Here is a 17814-nt window from a genome sequence, read left to right on the forward strand (position 1 = left end):
GTGAACGAGACCATCTCCTGAGCCATGTCCGTGTCACGGATCCGGCTCTCCGACGCGGACAGGTTCTCCACCGCGACGTTGATGTTCTTGATCGTGTGCTCGAACCGGTTCTGGTACGCACCCAGCTGGGCACGCGCCGTCGACACGTTGCCGATCTGGGCGTCGATATACTTGATCGACTCCTGAGCGTTCGCGTGGGTCGACACGTTGAAGCCCGAGGCGGCGATCGTCGCGGTACCGCTGGACACGGTCAGCATCGAGGCCACGGCGTCGACCGAGGCGGCGTTCAGGTCGACGGTGATCGCGGAGTTGGTGTTGCCGTCGGCACCCACCTGGAAGGCGAGCGCCGTGCCACCCGTGCGGGCGCCTGCAGCGAGTGCCGACCCGGCGTTGCCCTTGAGGAGGGCGGTGCCGTTGAAGTTGGTCGACTCCGCGATCCGGCTCAGCTCCGAGACCAGGCTCGTGGCCTCGGTGGTGATGTTGGCGCGCGCGTCGGCGTTGTTCGAGTCGTTGGCGCCCTGGACGGCGAGGTCACGCACACGCTGCAGGATCGCGTGGACCTCGGTCAGCGCACCCTCGGCGGTCTGCACGACCGAGATGCCGTCCTGGGCGTTGCGGGCGGCGACCTTCAGGCCACCGACCTGCGAGCGCAGACCCTCGGAGATCGCCAGACCAGCGGCGTCGTCCGCGGCCCGGTTGATCCGGAAGCCCGACGACAGCTTCTCGAGCGACTTGCTCAGGTCGTTCTGCGTGTTGGACAGGTTGCGGTACGAGTTGATCGCCGCGATGTTCTGGTTGATCGACAGACCCATGATGAAGCTCCTCCGTGAGTGGGGTCACTGCGTGCCGCCCATCCATGGGCGAGCCACTGGTCCGATCGGCCGCGTGACGTGGAAGCTGAGCAGTTCGGGCGGGCGGGTCGACCGCCGCACCCGAACGGGAGCGGATCCGGGTGTCAGCCCGCGAGCGCGCGTCCGGCCGCCTGGTACGCCTCGATGCCGTCGTGCTCGCCCACACGCTGCGCGGGCACCTGGGCCAGGGTCGCGGCGGCCGAGGTCTGGGCGGCGCGTGCCGCGACCTGGGCGAAGTAGGCCTGGCGACGGCGCTCGGCGACGCCCGAGGGGCGCTCGGCGGCCGGCACCAGCTCGGGGTCCAGGCTCGCGTTCATGCCGTCCTTGAGCAGCGCGAGGGCCTCGGTGCGCAGCTGGCTGATGCGGGACTGGGTGACGCCCAGCTCGGCGGCCAGCTCGACCACGGGGCGGTCGTGGAAGAAGAGCTCGGTGACCACGTGGCGGAGGCGCTCGGGCAGCGAGTCGACGCCCGCGCGCAGGTAGGTGAGGCGCTCGTCGGCCAGCACGCGGTCCTCGGGGGTGAGGTCCTCGTCGGCGACGGTCTCGGCACCCGAGCCCTCCATGCCGTCCATGCTGAGGACGCGCACGTCGGCGTCGCCGCGCGCGGCGTCCACCTCGTCGGCGCTGACGCCGAGGGCCTCGGCGAGCTCCTCGCGCGAGGGCACACGGCCCAGCTGCGCGGTGAGCGCGTCGGACACCTCGGTGAACCGGCGGACGCGACGGCGGGCGCCGCGGCTGATCCAGTCCATGCCGCGCAGCTCGTCCACGAGCGCGCCGCGGATGCGGACCGCTGCGTAGCGCGCGAACGGCACCCCGGTGCTCGCGTCGTAGGCACGGGCGGCCTGGACGAGGGCGAGGTAGCCGGCCGAGGCGAGCTCGGCACGCGAGACGTAGGCGGGAACCCGGCCGAGCATGGAGCTCACGTGGTAGCCCACGAGGGCGAGGTTCTCGACGACGAGGGCGTCGGCGGCGATGCGGTCTGGTGCGGTCACGGAGCAGGTGTCGTCGTCACGGCGACCGGACTTGAGCGGCGCGAGCGGGTGAAGGATCGTGGCACCGCGTGTCGGGGGCCCGACGGCGGTGCGGAGTCGGTATGCCTTGACGCGATGTGTCCGATTCCGGATCCGGACACACCGGCACGTGTCCGACCTGTACCTGTGACTTAGATCACATCACCCGCCCGGCGCAGCGCCGCGCGAGAGTTTTCCGCACGGAATCCGTCACACGGCGGTGCGACGCGCCGATCAGTAACCAGACGCGGGACGGCATGGTCCCGGCAGACGAGGAGTGGAGCAGATGAGCCTGAACGAGCTCTCCGGGGTGCTGTGGCGCGAACGCCAGCTCCTCGAGCTCCTGCTGTTCAAGCTCGAGGAGGAGCAGCTCGTGCTGACCAGCGGTCGCACGCGGTGGCTCGGACACGCGACCCGTGAGGTCGAGAGCGTCCTCGAGCAGATCCGTACCGCCGAGCTGGGCCGCGCCGTCGAGGCCGACGCCGCCGCCCGCGAGCTCGGCGTCCCCGAGGGCAGCAGCCTCTCGGTGCTCGCGGCGTCCGCCCCCGCCCCGTGGGACGACCTGCTGCGTGAGCACCACGAGGCCTTCGTGTCCCTGACCGACGAGATCAAGAGCCTCGCCGAGAGCAACCGCGACCTGCTCGCGACCTCCCACCGTGCGGCTCAGGAGACCCTGATGAGCCTCCAGGACACCGTCCAGACCTACGACCCGCGGGGCACCGCGAGCTCGGCGACCGGCAGCGTCCAGCTGCTCGACCAGGCCCTGTGATCGCATGAGCAGCTTCGCCGGCCTCTCCACGGCCCTGTCGTCCCTGATCGCCCAGCGCGCCGCGCTCGAGGTGTCGGGCCAGAACGTCGCGAACGCCAACACCAAGGGCTACACGCGCCAGCGCGCGGACATGTCCGCCGTGCAGGCGCTCTCGGCGCCCTCGATGTTCTCCTCGGCCCAGGCGGCCGGGAACGGCGTCAAGGTCACCGGGATCACGCGCATGGGCGACGTGTTCCTCGACGCCCGCGTGCGCGCCGAGACCTCGAGCTCGAGCTTCGCGAAGGCGCAGGCGCAGTCCCTCTCGCGGCTCGAGTCGACCATCGCCGAGCCCTCGGACACCGGTGTGGCGACCCAGCTGCAGAAGTTCTGGGCCGGCTGGCAGGAGGTCGGCAACCGACCCGACGACGCCGCGGCGCGCAACGTGCTGCTGGGTGACGCCCGGGCGCTCGTCGAGCAGGTCGCGAGCGGCTACCGGGCCGTCGAGACGCAGTGGTCGCAGATGCGCACCGAGGCCGACACCCTCGTGGTCGAGGTGAACTCGACCGCGCAGTCGGTCGCCGACTTCAACGAGCGCATCCGCGCCGTGCTCGTCTCGGGCGGGAGCGCCAACGAGCTCATCGACCAGCGCAACGTGCTGGTCACCAAGCTGTCCGAGCTGGTCGGGGCCCAGGGCCGCGAGCGCGAGGACGGCACGCTCGACGTGATGGTGGGTGGCAACGCCCTCGTCCGCGGCACCCGCGCCAACCCGATCGAGGTCACCGGCTCGTACACCATGGGTGTCGCGATCGACGGCACCAACGGCCAGCAGGTCGCCCTGCAGTGGGTGGGCACCGGCACGGCGCTCCCGCTCGACGGTGGCAAGCTCGCGAGCCACCTCGCGGACCTCTCCCCGAGCGGGTTGCTCGCGAACGCGGCCGCCTCGTGGAACGGCGTGGCGCAGTCCCTCGCCGACACCGTGAACCCGACGCACGCCGCGGGCGCGACGGTCGCCGACCCCACGGTCGCGGCCGGGACCCCCTTCTTCGGCTTCGACGCCGGCCCGCCGGCGCCCCCGGCCGCCCTCGGCCTGCACGTGGCGATCACGGACGCGGACGACATCGCCGCCGCCACGCCCGGCCAGGGCGCGCTCGACGGCTCGAACGCCGACGCGATCGCCCGGCTCGCGGACGCCGTCGGCGGGCCGGACGCGCTCTACCGCGCGTTCGTCGTGCAGATCGGTGTCGACACCCGGGCCGCGACGCAGCGCGCGACGGTCACCGAGGCCTCGCGCGCGACGGCCGAGAACCTTCAGCTCTCGAACGCCTCGGTCGATCTGGACGAGGAGTCCGTCAACATGCTCGCCTACCAGCGGGCCTACGAGGGCGCGGCCCGCGTCCTGACGGCCGTCGACGAGATGCTCGACGTGCTGATCAACCGCACCGGCGTCGTGGGGAGGTGACCTGAGTGATCAACCGCGTGACGCACCAGACGGTCCAGGCCTCGACCCTGGCGAACCTGCAGCTCAACCTCGGCAAGATGAGCGACCTGCAGGCCAAGCTCTCGGGCGGGAAGAACATCACCCGGCCGTCCGACGACCCGGGTGGCACCGCGAGCACCCTGCAGCTGCGGGCCTCGCAGCGCGCCGCCGAGCAGTACTCCCGCAACACCGACGACGCCCTGGGCTGGCTCACGACCGTCGACTCGGCGCTCCAGGCCTCGGTCGCCGCCCTGCGCCAGGCCCGCGACCTCACGGTCCGTGGTGCCAACGAGGGTTCGCTCGGCCAGACCTCGCGCGACGCGATCGCGGTCGAGCTCGAGGGCATCCGGGACGCGATGCTCGCCCAGGCGAACACGACGTACCTGGGCCGCTCGGTCTTCGCCGGCACCTCGAACGAGGGCGTGGCGTTCCGGCCCGACTTCACCTGGTCCGGCCAGGCAGGCGCGTCGGTCGAGCGCCGCCTCGCGTCCGACACGACGGTGCGCGCGGACGCGGACGGCAGCGCCGTCTTCGGCGAGGGCGCGACGTCGGTCTTCGCCCTCATCGACACCATCGCCGCCGATCTGCGCTCGGGCACGAACGTGGGCCCCCGGCTGAACGAGATCGACGCCCACCTCGAGACGATGCTCGGCGAGCTCGCCGCCGCCGGAACCCGCTACGCGCAGGCCGAGGCCGCGCAGAGTGCGAGCGTGAAGACCCTCATGGACCTCAAGGGGCAGATCTCCGCGATCGAGGACATCGACCTGGCGGCGACGCTGGTCGACATCCAGTCGCAGGAGGTCGCCTACCAAGCCGCGCTCGGTGCGACCGCCCGGGTGCTCCAGCCGAGCCTCATGGACTTCCTGCGATGAGCGTCACGATCTGCGTCGACAGCGAGCCGACGACGTCCGTCCCCACGACGGCGTCGGACGAGCTCGAGTTCACCTCGCCCCCGCCCGGCATGGCCGACCTGCGTCGCTTCACCCTCACGGCGCTCGACGACACCGGGTTCCTGTTCGCGCTGCACAGCGTCGAGCGACCCGGCGTGCGGCTGTTCGTCGTCCCCCCGCGGCCCTACTTCCCCGAGTACGCGCCGCGGGTCGACCCCGCCGCGCTCGCGTCTCTCGCGCTCGACGGCGTCGAGCCCGTCCTGCTCGTCGTGGTGCACCCCGGCCAGGACGGCGAGCCGCCGACGGCGAACCTGCTCGCCCCGATCGTCGTCGACCCCACGAGCGGCCGCGCCGTCCAGGTGGTGCTCGACGGCGACGAGTGGCCGCTGCGCGCCCCGATGCGCGCCTCCTGACCCGACCCCACCCACCGACCCCACCGGCACGCGGACCGCGGCCGGCCGCCGACCGACCCGGGAGCCCTCGTGACCAGCATGCCCCCGCTCACCAGCAGCCCCGTCGGTGCGCCCGTGCAGCTCGGCGCCCAGTCCGTCCCGGCGACCGCGCAGGCGCCGGACGCCGGCTCGCCGCTCGCGAGCACGCGCTCGACGGTCCACCGCGAGCCCGTCGCGACGCTCGACGGCCGGATCGTCGGCTACGCGGTGAGCGTGACGGTCGACGCCTCGGCCCCGGTCTCGGCGGACCTGCTGCACGCGCAGTACATGGCGCTCGACCTGCCGAACATCGTCGCGGACCGCTACGTGTTCCTCCCGGCGACCGAGGCGATGCTCGACGGGTTCCTCCCGCCGCCCGTCGTCCCGGGCCGCCTGGTGCTCGACCTGCCGCCCGGCTACGAGGACCGCCCGGACGCCGTCGAGCGCGCCGCGGCCCTGCGCGCCCTCGGCGTGCAGCTGACGCTCCTCGACTACCGCGGCGAGCCCGCGCAGGAGGCGCTGCTGCCCCACGTCGGGTTCGTCGTGGTGCGCGCCGACGACCCCGAGATGCCGCTGTCGCCCGTGGTGCACCACCTGCACGGTCACGGCTGCCGCGTGCTCGCGGCCGACGTCCGCACGTCCGCCCTGGCCGACGAGTGCCGCGCCGCCGGCGTCGACGCGCTGCGCGGCGGTCACGCCGAGCGCGCGCGTGAGGCGAGCACCCCGCCCCCCGGTGGCTCGGCGCGCGTGCTGCGTGCGGGCGAGCTCCAGTGCCTCGCGGTGATGGACCTGCTGGGCCGGCCCGAGGTCGACTTCGACGAGGTCTCGCAGGTCATCGACACCGACCCGGTGCTGACCCTGCGCGTGCTGCACCTGGTCAACAGCGGTGCGTTCGCGCTCAACCACGAGGTCGACACCGTCCAGCGCGCCGTCGTGCTGCTCGGCGCACGCGAGGTCTCGACCCTCGTCTCGGCGCTCCTGCTCGACGCGCGCCCCGACGCGATGGACAGCCTATGGTTCATCCTGGCGCGGGCGCTCACGTGCGAGGAGCTCGCGGACGACCAGGCCGGCTACACCGTGGGCATGCTCTCGGCGCTCGCCGAGCAGCTCGGGGTCCCGGCCGCGGCGATCGTCGACAAGGTCGGCGTCTCGCCCACGGTCGCCCAGGCGATCCGCGACGAGGCCGGCCCGCTCGGCACCGTGCTGTTCGCGGTCCGGTCGCACGAGCGCAACGACTCGGACGGCGTGCTCGCGACGGGCCTCAACCCCGCCGTCGTGTCCTCGACCTACGTGAGCTGCCTCGGCAACGCCCTCGCGACGGCGCGCGCCGTGACGCGCGGCGACGGGCTCTGACCCACCGGCCGGCGTCGAGCCGCGCACCACGGGCGTCGTCGGCCGCGTCGTCGGGGCGGCCTGTGCAGTCACGTGCCCCCGTGTCGGGGCCGGGGGCTAGCCTGCCGACGAACGCCCTCGCGGCAGGACGGAGCGGCCATGACGCACAGGCACGACGTCGCGCTGATGCGGCTCGTCGCGCAGCGCGTGGTGGGCCCACCCCACGCGACCCCCGAGGACGCCGTCGGGCACCTCCTGGCGGTGCAGGCGCAGGACCTTCCCGGCTCGATCACGTCGGTCGCGCTCCGGACCTCCGCGCGCTCGTCGGACGCGGTGCGGAGCGCGTTCGACGACGGCCGGATCGTGCGGACCTGGCCCATGCGCGGCACCCTGCACACCCTGCGGGCCGAGGACGTGCGCTGGCCCCTCGACCTCCTGGCGGCAGGCCCGATGCGCCAGATGGCCCGGCGGCGGGTCGAGCTGGGGCTCGACGACGCGACCCTCGCACGGGCCCGTGACCTGCTGACCGGGGCCCTCGACGACGGCGGTGCCCTCACCCGGGCGGAGGTGCTCGCGCTCTGGGGCGAGCACGGGATCTCGACGGCGGGTGGGCACGGCTACCACCTGCTGGCCCACCTGGCGCACGTGCAGCTCATCTGCCTGGGCCCGACCCGCGGCAAGGACCAGGCGTTCGTGCTGGTCGACGCGTGGGCGCCCGGCGCGCGACGGCTCGAGCCCGACGAGGCCCTGGGCGAGCTCGCACTGCGCTTCTTCCGCTCGCACGGCCCCGCGACGGTGGCCGACCTCGCACGCTGGTCGGGCCTGCCGAGGGGTGACGTGCGGCGAGGGATCGCTGCCGCGGGCGACGCGCTCGCGACGCTCGAGGTCGACGGCGTCGACCACCTGCTCGACCCGGAGGTGCCCGACCTCACGGCCCGGTTCAGGGCCGAGGCCCGCGGCGTGCACCTGCTGCCCGGGTTCGACGAGATCGTCCTCGGCTACGCCGATCGCAGCGCGACCGTGCCGCCCGAGTTCGCGGACGCGATCGTCCCGGGGGGCAACGGCGTGTTCCGGCCCACGGTGCTGCACGACGGCGTCGCGGTCGGCACCTGGCGGCGCGGGAAGCGACGCAGCGACCCGCCGGTCACGGTCGAGCCGTTCACCGAGCTCGCGCCGGAGGTGGCCGCGGCCGTCGACGAGCGGTTCGCGGCGCTGCCGTAGCGCCCGCGGGGCGCCCTCAGCCGAGGATCACCTGCACCAGGAGGATCTTCACGATGATCCCGAGCGCGAACAGCGCCGCGTACCCGGCCTCGACCCGCTCGTCCGTCACGCGGCCCGCGGCGTAGGCGAGGATCGCCGGCTGCCCGACGAGCCCCGACAGCGCGCCCGCGGCGCGCGGTGCGCTCACGCCGACCAGCCGCGCGCCGAGCACCATGAGCCCGGCGGTCACGCCCACCACCGCGACCGCGAGCACCACGACCCGCAGCCCGGTGAGGGTGAACGCCTCGGACGCGAACGCCTGACCCGAGGCCAGGCCGACCGCCGCGAGGAACAGCACCAGGCCCAGCTGCCGGATCGTCAGGTTGGCCGCGAGCGGCATGCCCCACACGAACGGCCCGGTGCGCTCGAGCCTGCCCAGCACCATCCCGACGACGAGCGGCCCCGCGGCCGAGCCCAGCGCGAACTGCGCCCCGCCCGGGAGCGCGAGCGTCACGAGGCCCACCGCGAGACCGAGGGCGAGGCCCGCCCCGGCCGTGAGCGGGTCGATCTCCGACACGCGGCGCTCGGAGTCGCCGAAGAACGCCGACGCCGCGTCGAGGCGCTCGCGCGGCACCACGGCGAGCACCCGGTCGCCCAGCTCGAGGGTGAGGTCGTCGCGTGCGAGCAGGTCGAGGTCGCCCCGGCGCACACGGGTGATGACCCCGTCGAACCGTCCCGGCACGTCGAGCTCGGCCACCGTGCGACCCGCGACCCAGCGGTCCGAGACCACGAAGCGCCGGTTCTCCACCACCGACCTGTCGTCAGCGAGGTGCTCGGCCACCTCGTCGCCCAGGTGCGTGACCGCGAGCGCGACCTGCTCGGCGGGCCCCACGACCACCACGCGATCCCCCGGTTCGAGCCGCTCCCCGGGGTCCACCACGCGCGTGCGGCCGTCACGCGCGAGGTAGGACAGGCGCACGCGCTGCTCGGTGAACCCGGGCACCTCGGCGAGGGTCGTCGCCGTCCGCACGTGCGCCGTGACCGCCTCGAGCCCGACACCCGCGGCGGGCTGCGGGTCGCGCGGGCCCGGCCAGGTGCGGGTGACGGTCGCCGCGACCACGAGGATCGTCAGGGTGACGCCCACCGGGTAGGCGAGCGAGTAGCCGACGGCCGGCTCGGTGCTCCCCGCGGCCTGCTGGGCGGCGGCGAGCGCGGGCGTCGAGGTCTGCGCGCCGGTGAACGCGCCCGCGACGAGCGGCGCGTCGAGCCCGAGCAGCCGGCCCACCACGACCGCCGTCGTGCCCGCGACCGCGAGCACCGCGACGCCCACCCCCATGAGCGGGAGCTGGCGGCGCAGGTCACGGAAGAACGTGCTGCCCGCCGCGAGCCCCACCGTGTAGACGAACAGCGCGAGGCCCAGGGTCTGCACCAGCGCGAGGCCCTCACCCAGACGTTCGTCGGCCGCACCCAGCGCGAGGCCCACGAACAGGGCGCCCGCCGGGCCGAACCGCACGGGTCCCAGCGGCACGGCGCCCACGGCAGTGCCGAGCGCGACGACCACGAAGAGGGTCAGCAGCGGCGAGGCGGCGAGCACGTCGAGCACGGCCCCAGCCTGGCACGCCGTCCGGAGCCGTGAGCGTGCTCTGGACAGCCACCCGGGCGGGGAGCACAGTGGCTCCATGGGAGACGTCGTCGCACTTCCTGCCGCGGGGGCCGCGACCGCCGCGTCGCTCCCGGACGCGCGCGGCGGGCACCGCGCGCTCCAGGTCACGTGGCACGACGACGACGGCGTGGTCGTGGTGAGCTCGTGGCGTCACGGGCGCTGCGTGGCGAGCGTGCGGCTCACGGCCGACGAGGCCGCGGCACTCATCGGCACCCTCGCGCACGGGCTCGCGCGGCGCGCCGAACCCGTGGTCCGCCCAGGGGCGACCGTCACCCCGGTCGCCCCGAGGCGCTCAGCCACCGGCGTCGCGCACCGCCGGACGCCGCCACCCGTCGTGCCGCCGTCGGCCCCGGGACGCGAGGACCTCACCGACGCCGACGCGCGGTCCGGTGGCACCTGGGCGCCACCCGCCTGACGCGTGGATCGCGCCGTCCTCCGGTCGTCACCCGGTCGGTGTGCGGTCGCGACCGGTCCAGGAGCGTTCGGGGCGACGCCGCCACGTCGGCTTGGTTGACTCGCCGGACCGACGTCAGGAGACCCATGCCCGGCACCCCCGAGGCCACCCCCGCTGCCCCCACGCCTGCTGTGCCCGCACCCGCAGCGCCGGCCACCCCGGCGACGGGCGAGCCCACCGACGTGATCGACTGCGCCGACGAGCCCATCCGGATCCCCGGATCGGTCCAGCCGCACGGCGTGCTGCTCGCGGTCGACCCGGCGACGTTCCGCGTGGCCATGGCGTCGGCGAGCAGCGCCGAGCACCTGGGGCTCGCGGCCGAGGACGTCCTGGGGTGCGAGCTCACCGAGGTGCTCGGTGCCGAGGCCGTGCCGACGCTGCCGCTCGCCGAGGACGCGCTCGACCCCCGGACCGTCACCCTGACGCTCGCCGACGGCACGCGGCGGCAGGCGGACCTGCTGGTGCACGAGGCGGACGGCCTCCTGGTGGTCGAGGTCGAACCGCTGCGCTCGTCCGGTCCGTCACGCGCGCTGCGCGTGCGTCCCGCGCTGCGCGCGCTCCAGCGCGCGGGAACCCCCGAGGACCTCACGCGTGACCTCGCCCGTCAGGTGCGGGACCTCACGGGCTTCGACCGCGTGATGGTCTACCGCTTCGACGACCAGTGGAACGGCGAGGTGGTCGCCGAGGAGGTGCGCGCGGGCCTCGCCACCTTCGCGGGGCTGCACTTCCCGGCCTCGGACATCCCCGCGCAGGCGCGTGAGCTCTACGCGCGCCAGTGGATGCGCTCGATCCCCGACGCGCGCTACACCCCCAGCCCTCTGGTGCCGCCCTTCCGGCCCGACGACGGCGCACCGCTCGACCTCGCGGGCTCGGCCCTGCGCAGCGTCTCCCCCGTGCACCTCGAGTACCTCGCGAACATGGGCGTGCGCGCGTCCATGTCCGTCTCCCTCCTGGTGCACGGACGCCTGTGGGGCTTGGTCGCGTGCCATCACGAGTCCGGGCCGCACTTCCCCGACGCCGCGACCCGCGGTGCCGCGGAGTTCCTGGGCCGCACCGCGTCGCTGCTGCTCCAGGGCATGGCCGACGCGGCGACCAACGTCGACACGCTCGCGGTCGCGGCGGCGTCGGGTGAGCTGGTCCGCGAGCTCGGTGCGCGCGTGCACGACCCCCTGGGCGTCCTCGCCGACGGCGATCGCATGCTCGACCTGATCGAGGGTGCGACGGGCGCCGTGGCACGGATCAACGGCGAGACCGTGCTCGTGGGTCGCACGCCGTCACGCGCCGAGGTCGAGCGTCTGCACGGCCTGCTCTGGACACCCGGCACCGCGGTCGTCGCGAGCGCGACCGTGGGGCGCGACCTGCGCGCCGAGGTCTCGGACGACGTCGTCGCGACCGCGAGCGGCGTGCTCGGCGTGCGGCTCGCGGCCGGCGGCGGGCGCGACTTCCTCGCGTGGCTGCGGCCCGAGGTGCTGCGCGAGGTGCACTGGGCGGGCGACCCCGGGACGAAGGGGTACGCGGCCACGCCCGAGGGCCTGCGGCTCACCCCGCGCGCGTCGTTCGCCGACTGGGTCGAGCAGGTGCGCGGCACGAGCGAGCCGTGGACCCCCGCGCAGGTCGCCGCGGTCACGCGGCTCGGCCAGGACGTCGACGAGCTGCTGGTGCGCCAGCGCTCCGAGCAGGAGCGCGTCACGGCCGCGCTGCGCCGGATCGTCCTGACCGAGCGGCCACAGCTGCCGGCCGGCTACGAGCTGACGCAGGTCTTCGAGCCCTCGGGCACCGATGCGCTGGGCGGCGACTGGTACGACGTGACCGCCCTGCCCGACGGTCGCGTGGTGCTCATGGTGGGTGACGTCGCGGGCCACGGGATCGCCGTCGCGGCCATCACGGCCCAGATCCGCCACGCGCTGCGCGCCTACCTCGTCGACGACGGCGGAGCGGCCGCCGCACTCGGGCGGATCAGCTCGCTCATCTCGACCCTGCTGCCCGGCGAGCTCGCGACGGTCGTGGCCGCCGAGGTGTGCCCGACGACCAACGAGGTGCTGGTGTCGCGGGCCGGTCACCTGCCCGCGCTCGTCGTGCGTGCCGACGGGGCGCACTTCGTCGCAGGTGCGGACGGTCCGGCCCTCGGGCTGGACCTCGGGCCCGCGGGGACCTTCACGAGCGCGAGCGTCCACCTCGAGCCCGGTGACTGCCTGGTGCTCTACACCGACGGCCTGGTCGAGGAGCGCGGCGCGCAGATGTCGACGAGCCTCGAGCGGTTCCGCGCACGTGCGGCCGAGGTGGGTCCCGACCGCGAGGCCCTGGGTCGCGCGCTGCGCGCCGCGGGCCCGACGACGTCCGACGACGTCACCCTCGTGGTGCTGCAGCGCTCGACGCGCGACGCCCGGGTGACGGCTGTGGACGACGGCGTGCTCCGCGCCCCCTGAGCACCGCCGTCTGCGCTCGCTCCCGGGCGCACCGAGGGCGTCAGCCGACGATGGGCGCGGCCTCGGGGTGACGGAACAGCCGGTTGCGCTCGCGCAGCGCGAGCGCGGTGCCCAGCGTGATCGGCCCGAGCCGACCGACGAACATGAGCACCACGAGCAGCAGCTGGTGCCCGGGTCCCAGGTCGGCGGTGATGCCGGTCGACAGACCCACGGTCGCGAACGCCGACACCACCTCGAAGAGCACCCGGTCCACCGTGAACGGCGAGCTGAGGGCGATCGCGAGCGTGCTCACCACCACCGCGGCCACGCTGATCAGCGCGACGGCGAGCGCCTGGCGCTGGACCGTCGGCGAGATGCGCCGGTCGAACGTGGTGACGTCGGGGTCGCCGCGCAGCTCCGACCAGATGACGTAGCCGAGCACGGCGAACGTCGTGACCTTGATCCCGCCCGCGGTGCCGCCGCTCCCGCCGCCGATGAACATGAGCACGTCCGTGCCGAGCCACGTGCCGTCCCGCATGTCGCCCGTGGGGAGCGCGTTGAAGCCCGCCGTGCGGGTCATCACCGACTCGAAGACGCCCGCGAGCAGCTTTCCGGGCACGTCGAGCCCGCCGAGGGTGCGCGGGTTCCCCCACTCGGCGGCGAGCACGAACAACGCCCCGAGCGGCAGGAGCACACCGGTGGCGACGAGCGTGATCTTGGTGTGCAGGCTCCAGCGCGACGGCCTGCGGTGCTGCCGGCGCAGCTCGAACAGCACCGGGAAGCCGATGCCGCCCAGCACCACGGCGCCCGCGACCGGGAGCAGCACCCACGGGTCGGCCACGTAGCCCATGAGGCTGTCGCTGCGGGTCGAGAACCCGGCGTTGTTGAACGCCGAGATCGCGTGGAAGACGCCGAACCACGCGGCCCTGCCCGGGGTCTCGCCGAGGCCGAGCCACAGCCGCAGGGTGAGCACGACCGCGACCACCGACTCGACCAGCAGGCTCACGCGCACCACGCCCAGCAGCACCGAGCGCACGTCGCCCAGGTCGACGGTGCGCGTCGCGGCGGCCACGACCAGGCGCGACCCGAGCCCCAGCCGGCGTGAGATCAGCAGGCCCAGCAGCGTCGCGAGCGTCATGATCCCGAGGCCGCCCACCTGGATGAGCACGAGGATCACCACCTGGCCGAACCCGCTCCAGTGCGTGGCCGTGTCGACCACCACGAGGCCCGTCACGCACACCGCCGAGGTCGCGGTGAAGAGGGCCTCGAGCCACGTGGCGGGCCCGTCCTGGCTGGCGACGGGGAGCCGCAGCACGACGGTGCCGACGGCGATCGCCGCGGCGAAGCCGAGCGCGACCAGCTGGCCCGGCCGCCGGCGCACGCCCGTGCGGTGGTGGGCGGCGGGTGCGGGGGCGCGGCCGATGAGCGTCGGACGCGTGTCGCGCGCGTCCGGGAGGTGCTCCAGCATCGCGGACGCTCTCTCGTGGGGACCGGTGCACGTCGTTCGCACACCGGCGTCGAGTGTGCGCGCGCGGCGACGGGGCCGGACGCGCCCGTGCGGGCGTCGGCGGTGATCTTGACGTTTTCCTGACGGCGGCGCGTCCGTCCGGGCGAACCTCATGGGTCGAACACGTAGCCCCGGCCCGGCCGGGTCACCAGGTGCCGCGGCCGGGCGGGGTCCGCCTCGAGCTTACGCCGCAGCTGCGCCGTGTAGACGCGCAGGTAGTTGCTCTCGGTGCCGTACGCCGGGCCCCACACCGCCCGGAGGATCTCGGCCGTCGGCACCACGTGGCCGCGGCGTCGCACGAGCAGCTCGAGCACCGCCCACTCGGTCGGGGTGAGCCGCACCTCGACGCCCTCGCGGTGGACGCGTCCGCGCGCGAGATCGATGCGCAGGGCGCCCGTCTCCACGACCGGGGCGTCCTGCGCGGGGTCGGCCCGGCGCACCGCGGCGCGCAGCCTGGCCAGCAGCTCGTCCACGGAGAAGGGCTTGGTCACGTAGTCGTCGGCGCCCGCGTCGAGGGCACGCACGGCCTCTGCCCGCGCGTGGCGCGCGGTCAGCACGACGACGGGGGTCTGCGACCACGTGCGCAGGCGGGCGAGCACGTCGTGGCCGTCGAGGTCGGGCAGCCCGAGGTCGAGCACCACGACGTCCGGCCGTGCCGTCTCCGCGAGCTCGAGGCCGGTCGCGCCGTCGTGAGCGACGAGGGCCCGCCACCCGCGCGAGCGGAGGCTGATGACGAGGGTGCGCGTGAGCGTGCGGTCGTCGTCCACGACGACGACCGTGCGCTCGGCGGCGAGGCTCATGCGGGCACCTCGACGGGCGGCACGTCGCGCGGGACGACGAGCACCATCGTGAGTCCGCCGCCCGGGGTGTCGCGCGCCTCGAGCCGGGCGCCCACGGCCGCCGACAACCCCTGGGCCGCGGCGAGACCGAGGCCCAGGCCCGGCGGGCGCGGGCCAGGGGACACGTCGTCGAGCCGCTGGAACGGCTCGAACATACGGCCTCGGGCCGAGGTGGTGACGCCGGGGCCGTGGTCGACGACGTGCACCTCCACGGAGTCCGTGCGCACCGCGGCCCGCACCTCGACGCGCTCGGCGGTGAAGCGCAGCGCGTTGCCGATCACGTTGGCGAGCACCCGCTCGAGCAGCCCGGGGTCGGTGCGGACGTCGGGGAGGCCTTCGTCGAGGTCGAGGGCCACCCGGTGGGCGTGGCCCTCGCCCGCACCCTCGACGGCCGCGGGGACGAACTCCTCGAGGCTCGCGGCCCGCAGCTCGGGGCTCAACGCACCGGTGTGCAGCATCGACAGGTCGAGCAGGTTGTCGATCAGGCGCTCGAGCCGGCTCGTCGACGCGTCGATCGCCTCGACGAGCTCACGTCGCTCGGACGGCGACGGCCCGGGGACGGCGAGGCCGTCCACGGCGGTGCGGATCGTGGCGAGGGGTGAGCGCAGGTCGTGCGACGCGGCCGTGAGGAGCGCGGTGCGCACGCCCGCGGCGTGCTCGAGCTCGGCCGCGCGCAAGGCCCGCGTGCGCATACGTTCGGCGACCTCGACGAGGGACGCGACCGCCAGGGCGACCAGGGTGAAGAGGACCACCGCGAGCGCCTGCTCGGGGTCGGAGATCGTCAGCCCGCCCGTGGGCTCGGTGAAGAAGTAGTTGAGCAGCGACGAGCCCAGCACGGCGCACGCGAGGGCGGGGAACAGGCCGCCCACGAGGGCCGTGCCGACGACGAGCGTGATGAAGAAGAGCAGGTCGGTCGCGAGTCCGAGCAGGCCGCGCTGCTGGAGCAGCACCACGGTGAGGACGGGCGGGCCGGCCAGGGCGAGCAACCAGCCTGCGGTCACGCGCCGCCGTCCGAGGGGCGCCGGCCGGCGCAGCCACGGGACGGCCGGGGCTCGTGACGTCACGTGCCCAGCGTGCCAGGTGCGCCGTCGTCGGCCCCACCGCCGGGCGTGGTGGCCTCCTCGTCGGCGTGCGCGACGTGCCGCAGCTGACGCCAGATGAGCACCACGAAGAGGCCCGATCCCACGAACGCGAACCAGAACGGCGCGGTCACGTCCCAGCGCTCGGCCAGCACACCGCCCAGCACCGAGCCCAGCACGAGGCCCCCGAACACGCCGAGGGTGTTGACGCTGCCCACGCGGCCCTGGAGCGCGGTGGGCACCGCGCGCTGGCGGATCGTCACCGACGTGGTGCCCCACACGAACGCGTGCGCACCGAACACGCCGAAGATCGCGAGGGCCACGGCGGGTGTCGTGGTCAGCGCGAGGCCCAGGTGCGTGAACGTCTCGATGATCAGGCCGGCGCGCATGACGTTCGCGAGGCTCACCCGTCGGGTGATCCAGCCGTACGCGGCGACCCCCGCGAGGCCCCCGATCGCACTCGCCGTGGTGAGCAGCCCGAAGCCCACCTCGCCCATGCCCAGGCGCCGCGTCGCGTAGAGCACGAGCACACCCCACGCGGCACCGAAGGTGATGTTGAAGCTGAAGATCGTGAGCACCAGGGTGCGCACGGCCGCGTGCCGCACCACCCAGCGGAAGCCCTCGGCGATGTCGTGCCGCAGGTGGGTGCGCTCGTGCGGGCGCTCGACGGCGGGCAGCACGACGCGCGAGACCAGCAGCACTCCCGCGAGGACCACGATCACCTGCCCCGCGAACGGCCACACCGCGCCCAGCGCGAACAGGGCGGCACCCACGGGCGGGCCGGCCATCTGGTTGAGCGTGATGAAGCCCGCCTGCATGCGCGCGTTGCCCAACGCGAGGTCGTCCCGGCGCACGAGCATCGGCAGCAAGGTGTGCGAGGTGTTGTCCACGAACACCTCGCACGTGCCGAGCACGAACAGCACCGTGAGCACGAGCGCCACCGTGACGTGACCGGTCGCGATCGTGACGGCCAGGCCCGTGAGCACGAGCGCACGCACGAGGTTGACCGCGACGACGATGCGCTTGCGGTCGAGGCGGTCCGAGAGCGCACCTGCGAGCAGGCCGAAGAGCAGCGGCGGGAGCCACTGCAGGGTCGCGCCGAGCGCGACGAGCCGCGCGTCGCGGGTCAGGGACGCGATCAGCAGCGGGCCGGCCGCGAGCGCGACGCCGTCGCCCAGGTTGGTCACCCACGACGAGGCGAGCAGCCAGCGGAAGCCGGTGCCGAGGCGCCGGGGCAGCACGATCTCGACGAGGCCCACGAGGGGCGAACCTACCCGCGTCCCCGGCGGCGCCTGGAACGCTTTGCCGGCCGGGCCCGTTGCACCGGTGTCAGCCACGCACGGGCGAGCGGTCACGAGGGGGATGCATGCGGGTCGAGCTGGATGCCACGACGGTGCGCGAGAGCGTGGTGGCCGGGGTCACGACGACCCTCTGGTACGCCGCGCCCGACGTCGTCCGGTCGCGCCCGGCGCGCACCGTCCTGAAGGTCGGCCTGGTCGCGGCCGGCGTCGCGGGCATGAGCCTGCCCGCCCCGCGCCGCGGGAACGCCGACGACGACGCCGCGGTGCCGTCCACGTCACCCGGCGACCCGGGCACGCGTGCCCGGATCCGCGCGCTCACCGGCACGGCTCCCGTGCTGGACGGCTCCGCGGTCGGTCTCGCCGCCCCGGGTCGCCTGCCGGTGGCCCGGCTGGCGCTGGGCACGGCGGTCGCGGCCGCGAGCCTCGCGCTGACCGTGGGGATCGAGCGAGGTCTCTTCGCGCTGGGCGAGCGCGGTCACGCGGCGGGCCGGCCGTGGGCGCACACGCGCATCGGCGTGGTCGCCGGCGTCGCGGCGGTCGCCCTCACCCTCCTCACCCCGCGCGGACCCCGCGAGAGCTGACGCGTACGCCGCCGTCCGGGCGGCGCGGTCCGGGCGGTCGCGCGCG

16 protein-coding genes are annotated in these 17814 nt (G+C 74.6%); 9 read left to right on the forward strand and 7 right to left on the reverse strand.

What is annotated here, in order from left to right; translation table 11 throughout:
- Both GXB85_RS10670 and GXB85_RS10675 read right to left on the reverse strand, forming a co-directional pair.
- Nucleotides 1–812 (reverse strand): flagellin (locus GXB85_RS10670; RefSeq protein ID WP_161917645.1); only part of this gene is annotated, 812 nt, incomplete at its 3' end.
- Between the two features lie 143 nt (nt 813–955).
- Nucleotides 956–1843: a sigma-70 family RNA polymerase sigma factor gene (locus GXB85_RS10675; RefSeq protein WP_370524167.1), complete on the reverse strand. Its 888-nt coding sequence runs from the start codon at nt 1841–1843 to the stop codon at nt 956–958.
- A gap of 304 nt (nt 1844–2147) precedes the next feature.
- On the opposite strand from GXB85_RS10675, the gene GXB85_RS10680 reads away from it, so the two are divergent.
- From GXB85_RS10680 to GXB85_RS10705, 6 genes are all read left to right on the forward strand, one after another.
- Nucleotides 2148–2630 (forward strand): flagellar protein FlgN, encoded by a 483-nt coding sequence (locus GXB85_RS10680; RefSeq protein ID WP_161917646.1) that lies wholly within the window; start codon nt 2148–2150, stop codon nt 2628–2630.
- A gap of 4 nt (nt 2631–2634) precedes the next feature.
- Complete coding sequence (flgK, locus tag GXB85_RS10685; protein ID WP_161917647.1) at nt 2635–4068, forward strand: flagellar hook-associated protein FlgK; 1434 nt, start codon at nt 2635–2637, stop codon at nt 4066–4068.
- A 5-nt stretch (nt 4069–4073) separates the two neighbouring features.
- The gene (gene flgL, locus GXB85_RS10690; protein WP_161917648.1) at nt 4074–4958 is read left to right on the forward strand and encodes a flagellar hook-associated protein FlgL; all 885 of its coding nucleotides are present in this window, start codon (nt 4074–4076) and stop codon (nt 4956–4958) included.
- Complete coding sequence (locus GXB85_RS10695) at nt 4955–5389, forward strand: flagellar assembly protein FliW (RefSeq protein ID WP_161917649.1); 435 nt, start codon at nt 4955–4957, stop codon at nt 5387–5389. The genes flgL and GXB85_RS10695 overlap by 4 nt, the downstream gene beginning before the upstream one ends.
- 78 nt (nt 5390–5467) lie before the next feature.
- Complete coding sequence (locus GXB85_RS10700) at nt 5468–6760, forward strand: EAL and HDOD domain-containing protein (protein ID WP_237728184.1); 1293 nt, start codon at nt 5468–5470, stop codon at nt 6758–6760.
- Between the two features lie 138 nt (nt 6761–6898).
- Nucleotides 6899–7960 carry a winged helix DNA-binding domain-containing protein gene (locus tag GXB85_RS10705; RefSeq protein WP_161917651.1) on the forward strand — a complete coding sequence of 354 codons (1062 nt, stop codon included), beginning with the start codon at nt 6899–6901 and terminating at the stop codon, nt 7958–7960.
- A 16-nt stretch (nt 7961–7976) separates the two neighbouring features.
- Here GXB85_RS10705 and GXB85_RS10710 read toward each other — a convergent pair whose 3' ends face one another.
- On the reverse strand, nt 7977–9542 hold the full coding sequence (locus GXB85_RS10710; protein WP_370524168.1) for an aspartate:alanine exchanger family transporter: 1566 nt from the start codon (nt 9540–9542) through the stop codon (nt 7977–7979).
- 76 nt (nt 9543–9618) lie between these two features.
- Here GXB85_RS10710 and GXB85_RS10715 point away from each other — a divergent pair, with 76 nt between their 5' ends.
- The gene (locus GXB85_RS10715) at nt 9619–10017 is read left to right on the forward strand and encodes a hypothetical protein (RefSeq protein WP_161917653.1); all 399 of its coding nucleotides are present in this window, start codon (nt 9619–9621) and stop codon (nt 10015–10017) included.
- Between the two features lie 125 nt (nt 10018–10142).
- Entirely contained in the window at nt 10143–12482 is a 2340-nt protein-coding gene (locus GXB85_RS10720) for a SpoIIE family protein phosphatase (protein WP_161917654.1), read from the forward strand.
- 40 nt (nt 12483–12522) lie between these two features.
- Here the strand turns inward: GXB85_RS10720 and GXB85_RS10725 are convergent, their stop codons facing one another.
- The 4 genes from GXB85_RS10725 to GXB85_RS10740 all read right to left on the reverse strand — a co-directional run bounded on the left by GXB85_RS10725 (nt 12523) and on the right by GXB85_RS10740 (nt 17145).
- On the reverse strand, nt 12523–13929 hold the full coding sequence (locus GXB85_RS10725; protein WP_161917655.1) for a TrkH family potassium uptake protein: 1407 nt from the start codon (nt 13927–13929) through the stop codon (nt 12523–12525).
- A 149-nt stretch (nt 13930–14078) separates the two neighbouring features.
- Nucleotides 14079–14768 carry a response regulator gene (locus GXB85_RS10730; RefSeq protein ID WP_161917656.1) on the reverse strand — a complete coding sequence of 230 codons (690 nt, stop codon included), beginning with the start codon at nt 14766–14768 and terminating at the stop codon, nt 14079–14081.
- Entirely contained in the window at nt 14765–15871 is a 1107-nt protein-coding gene (locus tag GXB85_RS10735; protein WP_161917657.1) for a DUF4118 domain-containing protein, read from the reverse strand. Before GXB85_RS10735 ends, GXB85_RS10730 begins: the two co-directional genes overlap by 4 nt.
- Nucleotides 15868–17145 (reverse strand): MFS transporter, encoded by a 1278-nt coding sequence (locus tag GXB85_RS10740; RefSeq protein ID WP_370524169.1) that lies wholly within the window; start codon nt 17143–17145, stop codon nt 15868–15870. The genes GXB85_RS10735 and GXB85_RS10740 overlap by 4 nt, the downstream gene beginning before the upstream one ends.
- A 107-nt stretch (nt 17146–17252) precedes the next feature.
- Here GXB85_RS10740 and GXB85_RS10745 point away from each other — a divergent pair, with 107 nt between their 5' ends.
- A complete protein-coding gene (locus tag GXB85_RS10745) occupies nt 17253–17768 on the forward strand; it encodes a hypothetical protein (RefSeq protein WP_161917658.1) in 516 nt (171 codons plus the stop codon).
- Nucleotides 17769–17814: the final 46 nt, after the last annotated feature.

The organism is Cellulomonas sp. APG4 (genome assembly GCF_009996735.1).
Taxonomy (GTDB): Bacteria; Actinomycetota; Actinomycetes; order Actinomycetales; family Cellulomonadaceae; genus Actinotalea.

Excerpts from the sequence above, each read along its gene's own strand:
- GXB85_RS10680 (WP_161917646.1), top strand. The coding sequence starts at position 2,148 with ATGAGCCTGAACGAGCTCTCCGGGGTGCTGTGGCGCGAACGCCAGCTC.
- flgK (WP_161917647.1), top strand. The coding sequence starts at position 2,635 with ATGAGCAGCTTCGCCGGCCTCTCCACGGCCCTGTCGTCCCTGATCGCC.
- GXB85_RS10695 (WP_161917649.1), top strand. The coding sequence starts at position 4,955 with ATGAGCGTCACGATCTGCGTCGACAGCGAGCCGACGACGTCCGTCCCC.
- GXB85_RS10700 (WP_237728184.1), top strand. The coding sequence starts at position 5,468 with ATGCCCCCGCTCACCAGCAGCCCCGTCGGTGCGCCCGTGCAGCTCGGC.
- GXB85_RS10705 (WP_161917651.1), top strand. The coding sequence starts at position 6,899 with ATGACGCACAGGCACGACGTCGCGCTGATGCGGCTCGTCGCGCAGCGC.
- GXB85_RS10715 (WP_161917653.1), top strand. The coding sequence starts at position 9,619 with ATGGGAGACGTCGTCGCACTTCCTGCCGCGGGGGCCGCGACCGCCGCG.
- GXB85_RS10720 (WP_161917654.1), top strand. The coding sequence starts at position 10,143 with ATGCCCGGCACCCCCGAGGCCACCCCCGCTGCCCCCACGCCTGCTGTG.
- GXB85_RS10725 (WP_161917655.1), bottom strand. The coding sequence starts at position 13,929 with ATGCTGGAGCACCTCCCGGACGCGCGCGACACGCGTCCGACGCTCATC.
- GXB85_RS10730 (WP_161917656.1), bottom strand. The coding sequence starts at position 14,768 with ATGAGCCTCGCCGCCGAGCGCACGGTCGTCGTCGTGGACGACGACCGC.
- GXB85_RS10745 (WP_161917658.1), top strand. The coding sequence starts at position 17,253 with ATGCGGGTCGAGCTGGATGCCACGACGGTGCGCGAGAGCGTGGTGGCC.